General features: G+C 69.1%; 13 protein-coding genes. 10 read left to right on the top strand and 3 right to left on the bottom strand.

The features are described from left to right. The first annotated feature begins 214 nt into the window (after positions 1-214). Together eccD and AB0I77_RS41675 are read left to right on the top strand one after the other, a co-directional pair. Positions 215-1717, top strand: a complete 1503-nt coding sequence (gene eccD / locus AB0I77_RS41680) for a type VII secretion integral membrane protein EccD (RefSeq protein WP_363288135.1) — start codon at positions 215-217, stop codon at positions 1715-1717. 580 nt (positions 1718-2297) lie between these two features. Next, entirely contained in the window at positions 2298-2555 is a 258-nt protein-coding gene (locus AB0I77_RS41675) for a hypothetical protein (protein ID WP_363288060.1), read from the top strand. A 54-nt stretch (positions 2556-2609) separates the two neighbouring features. On the opposite strand, the gene AB0I77_RS41670 is transcribed toward AB0I77_RS41675, so the two are convergent. Beyond that, a complete protein-coding gene (locus AB0I77_RS41670; RefSeq protein ID WP_363288059.1) occupies positions 2610-2912 on the bottom strand; it encodes a DUF397 domain-containing protein in 303 nt (100 codons plus the stop codon). A 344-nt stretch (positions 2913-3256) separates the two neighbouring features. Here AB0I77_RS41670 and rpsO point away from each other — a divergent pair, with 344 nt between their 5' ends. The 5 genes from rpsO (at position 3257) to AB0I77_RS41645 (ending at position 8808) form a co-directional block, all read left to right on the top strand. After that, positions 3257-3544, top strand: coding sequence for a 30S ribosomal protein S15 (gene rpsO, locus AB0I77_RS41665; RefSeq protein WP_352088471.1), 288 nt, complete (start codon positions 3257-3259; stop codon positions 3542-3544). A 383-nt stretch (positions 3545-3927) separates the two neighbouring features. Further along, the gene (locus AB0I77_RS41660) at positions 3928-6168 is read left to right on the top strand and encodes a polyribonucleotide nucleotidyltransferase (protein ID WP_363288058.1); all 2241 of its coding nucleotides are present in this window, start codon (positions 3928-3930) and stop codon (positions 6166-6168) included. Beyond that, the gene (locus AB0I77_RS41655) at positions 6165-7544 is read left to right on the top strand and encodes a pitrilysin family protein (RefSeq protein ID WP_363288057.1); all 1380 of its coding nucleotides are present in this window, start codon (positions 6165-6167) and stop codon (positions 7542-7544) included. Before AB0I77_RS41660 ends, AB0I77_RS41655 begins: the two co-directional genes overlap by 4 nt. A gap of 42 nt (positions 7545-7586) precedes the next feature. Next, positions 7587-8339, top strand: a complete 753-nt coding sequence (gene dapB, locus AB0I77_RS41650) for a 4-hydroxy-tetrahydrodipicolinate reductase (protein ID WP_363288056.1) — start codon at positions 7587-7589, stop codon at positions 8337-8339. Between the two features lie 13 nt (positions 8340-8352). Next, positions 8353-8808, top strand: a complete 456-nt coding sequence (locus tag AB0I77_RS41645) for a hypothetical protein (protein WP_363288055.1) — start codon at positions 8353-8355, stop codon at positions 8806-8808. A 94-nt stretch (positions 8809-8902) separates the two neighbouring features. On the opposite strand, the gene AB0I77_RS41640 is transcribed toward AB0I77_RS41645, so the two are convergent. Next, positions 8903-9460, bottom strand: coding sequence for a hypothetical protein (locus tag AB0I77_RS41640; RefSeq protein WP_363288054.1), 558 nt, complete (start codon positions 9458-9460; stop codon positions 8903-8905). 102 nt (positions 9461-9562) lie between these two features. Then, complete coding sequence (locus AB0I77_RS41635) at positions 9563-9802, bottom strand: hypothetical protein (protein ID WP_363288053.1); 240 nt, start codon at positions 9800-9802, stop codon at positions 9563-9565. Positions 9803-9986: 184 nt separating this feature from the next. Here AB0I77_RS41635 and thyX point away from each other — a divergent pair, with 184 nt between their 5' ends. From thyX to AB0I77_RS41620, 3 genes are all read left to right on the top strand, one after another. Further along, the gene (gene thyX / locus AB0I77_RS41630; protein WP_363288052.1) at positions 9987-10727 is read left to right on the top strand and encodes an FAD-dependent thymidylate synthase; all 741 of its coding nucleotides are present in this window, start codon (positions 9987-9989) and stop codon (positions 10725-10727) included. A 211-nt stretch (positions 10728-10938) separates the two neighbouring features. Further along, a complete protein-coding gene (gene dapA, locus AB0I77_RS41625; RefSeq protein ID WP_363288051.1) occupies positions 10939-11841 on the top strand; it encodes a 4-hydroxy-tetrahydrodipicolinate synthase in 903 nt (300 codons plus the stop codon). 153 nt (positions 11842-11994) lie between these two features. Continuing rightward, entirely contained in the window at positions 11995-13680 is a 1686-nt protein-coding gene (locus tag AB0I77_RS41620) for a ribonuclease J (protein ID WP_363288050.1), read from the top strand. Positions 13681-13952: the final 272 nt, after the last annotated feature.

Here is a 13952-nt window from a genome sequence, read left to right as displayed (position 1 = left end):
ATCCTACTGACTTCACCGGACACAAGGGGGCGGTAGGGTGCCGATGTTCGCGTCAGCACAGGCGAGTTGAGCTGGAGCATTGGGGCATTCCGTACGATCTGGCGGGATGCGGAACACCTCGCCACCTCGTCGGTCGCAGGCGGGCGGGAACAGTCACGCTGGATTTCCGTACCGCAGGCACAGAATCATCACTGAGGGGGAGCAGCAGGTGAGCATGACGGCCTCCGCGGCAGCCACCGGGGGACCCGGTACGGGGTCTCCTTCCGGGGCGGGTACGGGGCTCGGTTTCTGCCGGGTCACGATCGTCGCGCCCGACAGCCGGATCGACGTGGCACTGCCCGACGACATCCCCGTCGCCGACATCTATCCAGAGATCCTCAGGCTCTCCCAGCAGAGCTCCGCCGAGGGCGCACCCGTCGGCTACCACCTGGTACGCCGGGACGGCACCGTCCTCGACAGCTCCCGCTCGTTCGCCGCCCAGCGCATCCTCGACGGTGAACTCCTCACGCTGCGCCCCTTCTCCGAGTCGCTGCCCCCGGCCGTCTTCGACGACGTCTCCGAAGCGGTCGCCTCGGCCGTGACGAGCGAGCGCACCCTGTGGAGCGGCGACCTGACGCGCGCCGCGGGCCTCGTCGGGGGAGGCGTACTGCCGGTCCTGCTCGCCTTCGTGGCGTGGACGGGCGACCCGCGCCACGACATGCACAGCCTGCCCGGTGTCCTCGCCGGGGTCGCCGGTGTCCTGCTGGTCGTCCTCGCGTGCGTGCGGGCCCGGGTCTACGACGACCGGGCCTCGGCCGTCGCCCTGGGACTCGGCGCGCTCCCCAACATCGCGGTGGCCGGCTCCGGACTGCTCCCGCCCGCCGACGGACAGGGCATCGGCAAGCTCCAGTTCCTCCTCGCCTGTGCGGCGGTGCTGCTGGCCTCGGTACTGCTCACCCTGTGCTCGCCGAGCGGGGACGGTCCGTTCGTCGCCTTCGTCTTCGCCTCCGCCATCGGCCTGTTCGCCGTGTTCGCGGCGATCCTCGCCGACTGGACGCCCTCCGAGACCGGCGCCCTGTGCGCTCCCGTCGCCGTGGGAGGCCTGGCCTTCCTGCCGGGCCTGTCGATGCGCTTCGCCCGGCTGCCGATCGGCTTCGACACCCCGAACACCGCCCCGCGCAGCGCATACGGCGCCGACCCCGCGCCCCAGGAGCCGGTCGACGCCGAGCGCGTCGCCGCCAAGGCCCGCCGCGGACACGAACTCCTGGTCGGCCTCGTCGGCGGCTGCGCGCTGCTCGCGGTCGGCGCCTCAGCGGTGCTCAGCTTCTCCTCGAACATCTGGGCCCAACTGCTCGCCCTCGCGGTCGGCCTGGCCCTGCTGATGCGCGCTCACCTCTTCCGTTACACCGGCCAGGTGGCCCCCGTCCTGGCCGCCGGTCTCGCCTCCCTCGTACTGCTCGGCCTCGGGCTGGCGCTCAACCCACCGGACTCACTGATCCGCGAGGCCCTCACAGGCGACCGTGCCGCCCTCGACATCCGGACGATCTGGCTCGTCGCGGCGATCGCGGTGGCCGCCGGACTCCTCACCGCGATCGGTCTGATCGTCTCGCGCGGCGGCCTCACTCCGTTCTGGGGCCGCTTCCTGGAGATCGCCGAAGGCTTCGTGCTGCTGACCCTGGTGCCGCTGGCACTGGCTGTCTTCGACGTGTATACGACGGCCCGATCGATGACGAGTTGACGAGGGGATGCCCGGGCGTGAGCTTCGGCCGACCGCGTCCGGTCCGAGGGGTGGCCGCGCGCGCCGCATGCCTTCGGTGGCCGGCTCCGGCGACCGGCGCTGAGCTCCTCGTGGGTTGCGGCTGAGCCCGCCGCGCTCGTTGTCCGCCTCGAGCGCCCCCGACCTTGCCCGCCGTAGGGCCGCAACCGGGCTCGGGACGCGGCCCTTCGGCCGACCGGCTTCCGTCGCGGGGTGACTCGGCGGCCTGGAGCGTCCCGGCGTCGACCACTGCTGCCGTGCCCGCTGAGCCGCACCGCAGTCCCGGCAGTCGTGCCGGCCACCATCCTTGGCGCTCGCAGGGCTGGCCCGCTCGCTCGACGGCCTTGGCGCTCGCAGGGCTGGCTCGTTTGCTCGACGGTCTTGGCGCTCGCAGGGCTGGCTCGTTTGCTCGACGGTCTTGGCGCTCGCAGGGCTGGCTCGTTTGCTCGACGGCCTTGGCGCCCGCAGGGCTAGCTCGCTTGCTCGACGGCCTTGGCCACCCGCAGGGCCGGCTCGCTTGCTCGACGGCCGTGGCGTTCGCAGGGCTCGCTCACTCGACGGCATGAGCCCCGACGGCTGCGAGGCGCTGGCCGCACCCCGCAACCCCGACGACCACGAGGCGCTGGCCGCACCCCGTCGCGCCCGGAGCAAGGGAGGCCACGGTGGCGTCCACCGACCCGGCCGTCCTCGTCGTCGCGGCCGGCGACACCGGCTTCATCGACCTGCTCTCGGCGACTGCCCGACGATCCCGGCCGGCAGCGACCAGGCCTTCCACCGCGGCGAGGTCACTCGGAACGCCGTACAGGAGGCGGCGCCGTAGCGAAGACAACAGGCGGGGAACCGGTCGTCCACCGGTTCCCCGCCCGCCCGTCCGTCACTCCGAGGCAAGCCCCCCATTGTGCGGCGCCGGCTCCAGATCGAACTCCCCGTCCCGTGCGCCGAGCACGAACGCCCGCCACTCCGCCTCCGTGTACCGCAGCACGGTCTCGGGGTCGAGCGACGACCGCATGGCCACGGCCCCGTCGGGAAGATAGGCGATCTCGACCCGCTCCTCGTGCTCCTCGGTCCCCGGCGCGCTGTGCCACTCGACACCGGAGATGTCGAGGGCGTACAGCTCGTCCCTCTCCCGCTCCTTGCGTGCCTTGAGTTCCTGGTCCCTGTCCTCGGCCTCGGCCATCGCGGCTCGGTCCTTCCTTCTGTGCCAACGAGCTGTGTGGCCACCCTACTTGCCCCTGTTCCGCCTGGTCAGGGGTTTGCGGATGTGCGCCCACGCGCGCGTGCCGACCCGCGTCCGCCGTCACCCCAGGGGCGTACCGAGCACCGCCTGAGCCGCCCGCGCTCCCGGTCCGAGGCATCCCCGCAGGCTGGTAGTCTGTGCAGTGGCCGTTTGTGTACGCACCCCCGGAGCTCATCGCCCTGGAGGCCGCGCCCAGCGGATCCCCGCCTTCCGAGTAACGGAAGCTCCCCCGAGACACAGACCGGGGGCACTCGGTGGCCCATCACAGACTACGAGGAGTACGCGTGTCGCTCGACGCCGCTACGAAGAAGCAGATCATGACCGAGTTCGGTACCAAGGAGGGCGACACCGGCTCCCCCGAGGTCCAGGTCGCGATGCTCTCGCGCCGTATCTCGGACCTGACCGAGCACCTCAAGACCCACAAGCACGACCACCACTCCCGCCGTGGTCTGCTGATCCTGGTCGGTCAGCGCCGTCGCCTGCTGCAGTACCTCGCCAAGAAGGACATCCAGCGCTTCCGTGCGCTGGTCGACCGCCTCGGCATCCGCCGCGGTGCGGCGGGCGCCAAGTAAGACGCCGTGAGGGGAGCGGTTCCCGAAAGTCGGGGGACCGCTCCCTTTGCTGTACGTGCGGAAACGTGCGGAGTGTCACTGACGCTTTGTAGTGTGGTAGCACAACGCAATACGGACGACGCAGAGTGATGACGTGCACCCGCCGTGGGTAGCGCGCCATGCAGTGCAGTACAGAACGAAGCAGTACAGAACAAAAGAAGAGAGAACGAGGAGAAGCGCACCTCGCCGCCGCCGGTCCTCGGTAGTGGCCCCCGGGCGAAAGTGAGCCCCGAGGGCTTCGATCGAAGACCGGCCCGCACCAGACGGAGCGCTTCTCCACAACCGTCCCCCTGCCACACGGGCAGCCAAGGGACGAAAGACGACAAGTAACGGAGAAAACGCTAGTGGAGAACGAGACCCACTACGCCGAGGCCGTCATTGACAACGGCACCTTCGGCACCCGCACCATCCGCTTCGAGACGGGCCGCCTGGCCAAGCAGGCCGCCGGCTCCGCCGTGGCGTACCTGGACGACGACACCATGGTGCTGTCGGCCACCACCGCCTCCAAGAACCCCAAGGACCAGCTCGACTTCTTCCCCTTGACGGTGGACGTCGAGGAGCGGATGTACGCCGCCGGCAAGATCCCCGGCAGCTTCTTCCGCCGTGAGGGCCGCCCCTCCGAGGACGCGATCCTCACCTGCCGCCTGATCGACCGCCCGCTGCGCCCGTCCTTCAAGAAGGGCCTGCGCAACGAGATCCAGGTCGTCGCCACCATCATGGCGCTCAACCCCGACCACCTGTACGACGTCGTGGCGATCAACGCCGCCTCCGCGTCCACGCAGCTGGCCGGTCTGCCCTTCTCCGGCCCGATCGGCGGCGTCCGCGTCGCGCTGATCAACGGCCAGTGGGTGGCGTTCCCGACGCACACCGAGCTCGAGGACGCCGTCTTCGACATGGTCGTCGCGGGCCGCGCCCTGGAGGACGGCGACGTCGCGATCATGATGGTCGAGGCCGAGGCCACCGAGAAGACCATCCAGCTGGTCAAGGGCGGCGCCGAGGCGCCGACCGAGGAGCTCGTCGCCGCCGGTCTGGACGCCGCGAAGCCCTTCATCAAGGTCCTGTGCAAGGCCCAGGCCGACCTCGCCGCGAAGGCCGCCAAGCCGACCGGCGAGTTCCCGATCTTCCTGGACTACCAGGACGACGTCCTGGAGGCGCTGAGCGGCGCCGTCCGCCCGGAGCTGGCCTCCGCGCTGACCATCGCCGGCAAGCAGGAGCGCGAGGCCGAGCTGGACCGCGTCAAGGCGCTCGCCGCCGAGAAGCTCCTGCCGGAGTTCGAAGGCCGTGAGAAGGAGATCTCCGCCGCGTACCGCTCGCTCACCAAGCAGCTGGTCCGCGAGCGCGTGATCAAGGAGAAGAAGCGCATCGACGGCCGCGGGGTGACGGACATCCGTACGCTCGCCGCCGAGGTCGAGGCCATCCCGCGGGTCCATGGCTCCGCCGTGTTCGAGCGTGGCGAGACCCAGATCCTGGGCGTCACCACCCTGAACATGCTCCGCATGGAGCAGCAGCTGGACACGCTGTCTCCGGTGACGCGCAAGCGCTACATGCACAACTACAACTTCCCGCCGTACTCCACCGGTGAGACCGGCCGCGTCGGCTCCCCGAAGCGCCGCGAGATCGGCCACGGCGCCCTCGCCGAGCGCGCCCTGGTGCCGGTCCTGCCGACCCGCGAGGAGTTCCCCTACGCGATCCGCCAGGTGTCCGAGGCGCTCAGCTCGAACGGCTCGACCTCCATGGGTTCGGTCTGCGCCTCCACCATGTCGCTGCTGAACGCCGGTGTGCCGCTGAAGGCCCCCGTCGCCGGTATCGCCATGGGCCTGATCTCCCAGGAGATCGAGGGTGAGACGCACTACGTCACCCTCACCGACATCCTCGGTGCGGAGGACGCCTTCGGCGACATGGACTTCAAGGTCGCCGGCACCAAGGAGTTCGTGACCGCCCTCCAGCTCGACACCAAGCTGGACGGCATCCCGGCCTCCGTCCTGGCCGCGGCCCTCAAGCAGGCCCGTGACGCCCGCCTCCACATCCTCGACGTGATGATGGAAGCGATCGACACGCCGGACGAGATGTCCCCCAACGCCCCGCGGATCATCACCGTCAAGATCCCCGTGGACAAGATCGGCGAGGTCATCGGCCCCAAGGGCAAGATGATCAACCAGATCCAGGAGGACACCGGCGCGGACATCACCATCGAGGACGACGGCACCATCTACATCGGTGCCGTCGACGGCCCGTCCGCCGAGGCCGCCCGTACGACGATCAACGGCATCGCCAACCCGACGATGCCGGAGGTCGGCGAGCGCTACCTGGGCACGGTCGTGAAGACGACCACCTTCGGCGCGTTCGTCTCGCTCCTCCCGGGCAAGGACGGTCTGCTGCACATCTCGCAGATCCGCAAGCTCGCCGGCGGCAAGCGCGTGGAGAACGTCGAGGACGTACTCGCCGTGGGCTCCAAGGTCCAGGTCGAGATCGCCGAGATCGACTCGCGCGGCAAGCTCTCCCTCATCCCCGTGATCGAGGGCGAAGGCGACGACGAGAAGAAGGACGCTGCCGACGACAGCAGCTCCGCCGCGGACGACAAGTGACATCGAGTAACTCCACGGCGACGGCCCGCACCTCTTCGGAGGCGCGGGCCGTCGCCCGTACCCAAACCCTGATCAAGGGCGAGAACGGCATCGGTACGGTCCGCAAGACCACCCTCCCGGGGGGCCTGCGCGTCGTGACCGAGACCCTGCCCTCCGTGCGCTCCGCCACCTTCGGCATCTGGGCGCACGTAGGCTCGCGCGACGAGACGCCGGCTCTGAACGGCGCCACGCACTATCTGGAACACCTCCTCTTCAAGGGCACGTCCCGCCGCAGCGCGATGGACATCTCCTCCGCCCTGGACGCGGTCGGCGGCGAGATGAACGCGTTCACGGCGAAGGAGTACACGTGCTACTACGCGCGCGTGCTCGACACCGACCTGCCGCTGGCCATCGACGTCGTCAGCGACATGCTGACCGGCTCCCTCATCCTCGAAGAGGACGTCAACGTCGAACGCGGCGCGATCCTCGAAGAGATCGCCATGACCGAGGACGACCCGGGCGACTGTGTGCACGACCTGTTCGCGCACACCATGTTCGGCGACAATCCCCTCGGCCGCCCGGTCCTCGGCACGGTCGACACGGTCAACGCCCTCACCGCCGACCGCATCCGCCGCTTCTACAAGAAGCACTACGACCCGACCCACCTCGTGGTCGCGTGCGCCGGCAACGTCGACCACAACAAGGTCGTACGGCAGGTCCGCGCCGCCTTCGAGAAGGCGGGCACCCTCAAGAACCTCGACGCCGCGCCCATCGCACCCCGCGAAGGCCGCCGCACCCTGCGTACCACGGGCCGCGTCGAGCTGATCGACCGCAAGACCGAGCAGGCCCATGTCGTCCTCGGCATGCCGGGCCTGGCACGCACGGACGAGCGCCGCTGGGCGCTGGGGGTCCTCAACACGGCTCTCGGCGGCGGTATGTCGTCGAGGCTGTTCCAGGAGGTCCGGGAGAAGCGCGGCCTGGCCTACAGCGTGTACTCGTACACCTCCGGCTTCGCCGACTGCGGCCTGTTCGGCGTGTACGCGGGCTGCCGCCCCAGCCAGGTGCACGACGTGCTGAAGATCTGCCGCGACGAGCTCGACCACGTCGCCGAGCACAGCCTGACCGACGACGAGATCGGCCGCGCCATCGGCCAGCTCCAGGGCTCCACGGTCCTGGGCCTGGAGGACACCGGCGCGCTGATGAACCGTATCGGCAAGAGCGAGCTGTGCTGGGGCGAGCAGATGTCGGTCGACGACATGCTGGCCCGGATAGCCTCGGTGACCCCGGACGACGTCCGCTCGGTCGCCCGCGAGATCCTGGGACAGCGGCCGTCCTTGTCGGTCATCGGCCCGCTCAAGGACAAGCAGGCGTCCCGTCTGCAGGAAGCCGTCGCCTAACCCCTGTCCGTCTTCGGCAATTCGGTAAGGAAGCAAGAAGAGATGAGCAAGCTGCGCGTGGCGGTCCTCGGTGCCAAGGGCCGTATCGGTGCGGAGGCGGTACGGGCCGTCGAGGCCGCCGAGGACATGGAGCTGGTGGCCGCCCTCGGCCGGGGCGACAAGCTGGAGACGCTGGCCGAGACCGGCGCGCAGGTCGCTGTCGAACTGACCACGCCGGCCTCGGTGATGGACAACCTTGACTTCTGCGTCCGCCACGGCATCCACGCCGTCGTCGGGACGACGGGCTGGACCGACGAGCGCCTCGCGCAGCTGAAGGGCTGGCTCGCCCAGTCCCCTCGGACGGGCGTGCTCATCGCGCCCAACTTCTCCATCGGGGCCGTCCTGACCATGAAGTTCGCGCAGATCGCCGCGCCCTACTTCGAGTCCGTCGAGGTCGTCGAACTGCACCACCCGAACAAGGTGGACGCCCCCAGCGGCACCGCCACCCGCACCGCCCAGCTCATCGCCGAGGCCCGGGCCAAGGCGGGCTCCGCCCCGGCCCCGGACGCCACGGTGACCGCCCTGGACGGCGCGCGGGGAGCCAGTGTCGACGGGATCCCCGTCCACGCGATCCGGCTGCGCGGCCTGCTGGCCCACCAGGAGGTCCTGCTGGGCGGCGAGGGCGAGACCCTCACCGTCCGCCACGACTCCCTGCACCACAGCAGCTTCATGCCGGGCATCCTGCTGGGCGCCCGCCGCGTGGTGACCACTCCGGGCCTCACCTTCGGCCTGGAACACTTCCTGGACCTGAACTGAGCCCCTGACAGCCATGCGCGCGAAGCTCTCCTACGCCCTCACGGCCGCCGCCCTGGTCTTCTACTTCGTCCTGGTCGGCAGCCGCGGCGTCATGCTCATCCAGTCCGGCACGCTGCTCACCGTCACGTTCGGGGTCGCGGTGCTGATCCTGCCGGTGATCGGTCTGTGGTTCCTGTGGAAGAACACCCAGTTCGTCCGCAAGGCCAACCAGCTCGCCGCCGCACTCGACGCCGAGGGCGGCCTGCCCGTCGACGAGCTGAGGCGCACCCCCGGCGGCCGCATCGACCGCGACTCGGCCGATGAGGTCTTCGCCAAGCGCAAGGCCGAGACGGAAGCGGCCCCCGACGACTGGCGCAGCTGGTTCCGCCTCGCCGTCGCCTACCACGACGCCCGCGACACCCCGCGCGCCCGCAAGGCGATGCAGCGGGCGATAGCCCTGCACGAGAACAGAGCCCCTTTTAGCGCCTGAACCGGCGCCGCTCTCGCGGACCTGGTTGATCGCCGTCGTGGTTCCTCAATTGTTGGTTGCGGTGGTCGCGGGGGAGATCACCGCAACCGGAGTGTCAGACTCCCCGCCGGTACTCCTCGGCCCAGGCCTCGACCGCGTCCGACGCCCGGTCGAAGGCACTGGGGCGCGCCAGGAAGTCCGCGTTGTGCGTGGTCAGCAGCGCCGGCGCGTCCTGACCCGGACGATCCCGCCGTACGAGGAGCAGCGCCTGCCCCTGAACCGCGCGGGGCAGCCCGAGCCAGCGCACCGGCTGCTGGACGGTCCGCACCGCCACGACCCGCTCCCAGGCCACCGTGCGCGTGCGGAGGAAACCCACCTGGCGCAGCCCTTGGGCGCTCACCCACACACCCATGCGCAGCAGCCGCAGGGCACCCGCGATGACGGCCAGCGCGATGCCGAAGACCACACCGGACTCGGACACCGAGCCGGTCAACGCGATGATGACGGCCGCGAACAGCACGTACGAGGCGAGCAGCAGCAGGATCGCGGCCACGCCCACACGCCACGGGCCGGGCCGGTAAGGGCGCCGCCAGCGGTCGCGGTCGTCGAACGGCAGCGCGACGTCTTCCGGCGCCTCGAACGCGCGGTCGGCCGTCAGGAAGGGCAGGGGCACGGCTGGTCCTCACTCAATCCATGCACGGGATGTGCCCGGTGAGGTTATCGACCTGTGCCCCCGCTCACCACCCTTGGGGGTCCGGATGGGGTCAGCCCCAGCTCAGTGCCCCTGGGACGCCTGGGACTCCTGCGTCTGCGTGGCCGACTGATCCTGTGACAGTGCCGGCATCCCGAGGACCAGGGATCCCACCAGCCCGGCGACGATGGTGAGCCCCAGGAGCCAGCGCCCGGCCAGCTGGCCGAAGGACGCCCGCTCACGGGGCGGGGGAGTGACATTGCTGCGGAACTTGTCGGCCTCGGCGAGGAAGGCGAAAGGTACGGGCTCGCGCCGACGGAACATCGGGGGTGCTTCTCCTTCTGAGATTTCTGGGGTCAAACGAATCACTGCTGTCAGTACAGACGAACGAACGCCCTCATGGGTGCCCAGTTTCACCAACTTCATCGTGGCAAGGCACCGAAAGCCCCGTTTGGGGGGCCGTAAAGTGACGTTCGTAAGAGACGAGATGGGAAGGACCCCCCGAACCGTGACCGACACCCCCGACGACGACTTCAAGATCGACCTCCGCAGCGACGTCACCGTCGAGTTGGTGAAACACAGCGCGGCCGACTCCGACGTGCTGTTCGCAGCCCGTGTCTCGACCCTCGGGGAGCAGTCCCTGGACGAGTTGGACAAGGACCCGGAGCGCTCCAAGGGCCTGATCAACTTCCTCATGCGGGACCGGCACGGCAGCCCCTTCGAGCACAACTCGATGACCTTCTTCGTCAGCGCCCCGATCTTCGTCTTCCGCGAGTTCATGCGGCACCGCGTGGGGTGGTCGTACAACGAGGAGTCGGGCCGGTACCGGGAGCTTCAGCCGGTGTTCTACGTGCCGGGCGCGTCCCGCAAGCTGGTGCAGCAGGGGCGCCCCGGCAAGTACGTGTTCGTCGAGGGCACCCCCGCCCAGCACGAAGTCGTGGACCAGGCCATGCAGGACTCGTACCGGCAGGCGTACCGGACGTACCAGCAGATGCTCGCGCAGGGCATCGCCCGCGAGGTCGCGCGGTCGGTGCTCCCCGTCGGCCTCTACTCCTCGATGTACGCCACCTGCAATGCCCGCTCGCTCATGCACTTCCTCGGCCTGCGCACCCAGCACGAGCTGGCGAAGGTCCCGTCCTTCCCGCAGCGGGAGATCGAGATGGTCGGCGAGAAGATGGAGGCGGAATGGGCCAGCCTCATGCCGCTCACCCATGCGGCCTTCAACGCGAACGGCCGTGTGGCGCCGTAACGCTCCCCCGTTCCCCACTGGGGCACAGTTGTGCGGGTCAGCCGCGCGAAGTGTCCGTATTGCGGCATTTGGAGAACTTCATCTAGCCTGATCAAACGGACCCGGCACTGCTTGAACCCCCGAGCAGGCAGTGCCGGGCTCCATTTTTGTCACGACTTGTCGCCTGCCCCGAGGGCAGACCCGGCCCTGAGCAACGAGTAGCGTGTTCCCCATGGCTCCGACCTCCACTCCGCAGACCCCCTTCGGGCGGGTCCTCACCGCCATGGTCACGCCCTTCACGGCGGACGGCGCACTCGACCTCGACGGCGCACAGCGGCTCGCCACCCACTTGGTGGACGCAGGCAACGACGGCCTGATCATCAACGGCACCACTGGTGAGTCCCCCACCACCAGTGACGCGGAGAAATCGGATCTCGTACGGGCGGTCCTGGAGGCAGTCGGCGACCGCGCCCATGTCGTCGCCGGCGTCGGCACGAACGACACCCACCACAGCATCGAGCTCGCCCGCGCGGCGGAGAAGACCGGCGCACACGGTCTCCTGATCGTCACGCCGTACTACAACAAGCCCCCGCAGGAGGGCCTGTACCGGCACTTCAAGGCCATCGCCGACGCCGCGGAACTGCCGGTCATGCTCTACGACATCCCCGGCCGCAGCGGCGTCCCGATCAGCACCGAGACGCTGGTCCGCCTCGCGGAGCACCCGCGGATCGTCGCCAACAAGGACGCCAAGGGCGACCTCGGCCGCGCCAGCTGGGCCATCGCCCGCTGCTCCGGCCTGGCCTGGTACTCCGGCGACGACATGCTGAACCTGCCGCTGCTCTCCGTGGGCGCGGTCGGCTTCGTCTCGGTCGTCGGCCACGTGGTCACCCCCGATCTGCGCGCCCTCGTCGAGGCCTTCGTCTCCGGCGACGTCCAGAAGGCCACCGAGATCCACCAGAAGCTGCTCCCGGTCTACACCGGCATGTTCCGCACCCAGGGCGTCATGACGACGAAGGCGGCGCTCGCCCTCCAGGGACTGCCCGCCGGGCCGCTGCGCGCCCCCATGGTCGAGCTCACGCCCGAGGAGATCGAGCAGCTCAAGATCGATCTTGCCGCGGGCGGGGTACAGCTCTAGCACCAGACTTCGCGCGCCCCGTCGCGCAAACAGACTTCACAACTGAATAAGCAGGCCACCGGTGCCTGCGTCCACCCCGACAACTGCTTCTGCACGAACGTCATGCGCGCCACGTGCCACCGGTACGTGGCGTGTGTGGTTGAGGAGAGTCTTTTGAGTCATCCGCATCCTGAACTCGGCACGCCCCCGCCGCTCCTGGAAGGCGGCCTACGGGTCACCCCACTCGGCGGCCTAGGCGAAATCGGCCGAAACATGACGGTCTTCGAGTACGGAGGCCGCCTGTTGATCGTCGACTGCGGAGTGCTCTTCCCCGAGGAGGAGCAGCCCGGAATCGACCTGATCCTGCCGGACTTCACGTCCATCCGGGACCGCCTCGACGACATCGAGGGCATCGTTCTCACCCATGGCCACGAGGACCACATCGGCGGCGTCCCCTTTCTCCTGCGCGAGAAGCCGGACATCCCGCTGATCGGCTCCAAGCTGACCCTCGCCCTGATCGAGGCGAAGCTCCAGGAGCACCGGATCCGCCCGTACACCCTTGAGGTGGCGGAGGGACACCGCGAGCGCATCGGCCCCTTCGACTGCGAGTTCGTCGCGGTCAACCACTCCATCCCGGACGCCCTTGCCGTGGCCATCCGCACCCCCGGCGGCATGGTGGTGCACACGGGCGACTTCAAGATGGACCAGCTTCCGCTGGACGGCCGTCTCACGGATCTACACGCGTTCGCACGCCTGAGTGAGGAGGGCATCGACCTTCTCCTCGCCGACTCGACGAACGCCGAGGTTCCGGGCTTCGTCCCGCCCGAGCGCGACATCTCCAATGTCCTGCGTCAGGTCTTCGCGAACGCCGGCAAGCGGATCATCGTGGCGAGCTTCGCCAGCCACGTCCACCGCATCCAGCAGATCCTGGACGCGGCCCACGAGTACGGCCGCCGGGTCGCCTTCGTCGGCCGTTCGATGGTCCGCAACATGGGCATCGCCCGGGACCTCGGTTACCTGAAGGTCCCACCGGGCCTGGTGGTCGACGTCAAGACGCTGGACGACCTGCCGGACCACGAGGTGGTCCTGGTCTGCACGGGCTCCCAGGGCGAACCGATGGCGGCCCTGTCGCGCATGGCGAACCGCGACCACCAGATCCGCATCGTCGAGGGCGACACCGTGATCCTGGCGTCGTCCCTGATCCCCGGCAACGAGAACGCGGTCTACCGCGTGATCAACGGCCTCACCCGCTGGGGCGCGAACGTCATCCACAAGGGCAACGCGAAGGTCCATGTCTCCGGGCACGCGTCCGCGGGCGAGCTGCTGTATTTCTACAACATCTGCCGCCCCAAGAACCTCATGCCGGTGCACGGAGAGTGGCGCCACCTGCGGGCGAACGCCGAACTGGGCGCGCTGACGGGCGTCCCGCACGACCGGATCGTCATCGCCGAGGACGGCGTGGCCGTCGACCTGATCGAGGGCAAGGCCAAGATCTCCGGCAAGGTGCAGGCGGGTTATGTGTACGTCGACGGGCTCTCGGTCGGCGACGTCGGCGAGCCGGCGCTGAAGGACCGAAAGATCCTCGGTGACGAGGGGATCATCTCGGTCTTCGTGGTCATCGATTCCTCGACCGGCAAGATCACGGGTGGACCGCATGTCCAGGCCCGCGGCTCCGGTATCGAGGACTCGGCCTTCGCCGTGGTCACCCCGAGGATCACGGAGGTACTGGAGCGGTCGGCCCAGGACGGCGTTGTGGAGCCGCACCAACTGCAGCAACTTGTGCGTCGGACCCTCGGCAAGTGGGTCTCGGACACGTACCGGCGCAGGCCGATGATCCTCCCGGTGGTGGTGGAGGTCTGACGGTCCGTCGGACGTTCGTCCGCGGGAACCCGGAGCGGGGCGCCTCGATTTGCATCGAGGCGCCCCGCTCCAGTACGTTTACGGCTCCGCCTGAACGGGAACCCGGCCACTTCGTGCGCCGGAACCAGTCCCCGAGGGGGCGGGAATTCCGACTCAGAACTTCTGATAAAGTCGGAGCCGCCGGAAAGGGAAACGCGAGAGCGGGAACCTGGAAAGCACCGAGGAAATCGGATCGGAAAAGGATCTGGTAGAGTCGGAAACGCAAGAACCGA

Origin of the sequence: Streptomyces sp. NPDC050619, from assembly GCF_040654815.1 — a bacterium.
Classification (GTDB): Bacteria; Actinomycetota; Actinomycetes; order Streptomycetales; family Streptomycetaceae; genus Streptomyces.
The sequence above is the reverse complement of the archived record's forward strand: the minus strand, read 5'-3'. Positions and strand labels throughout refer to the sequence as shown.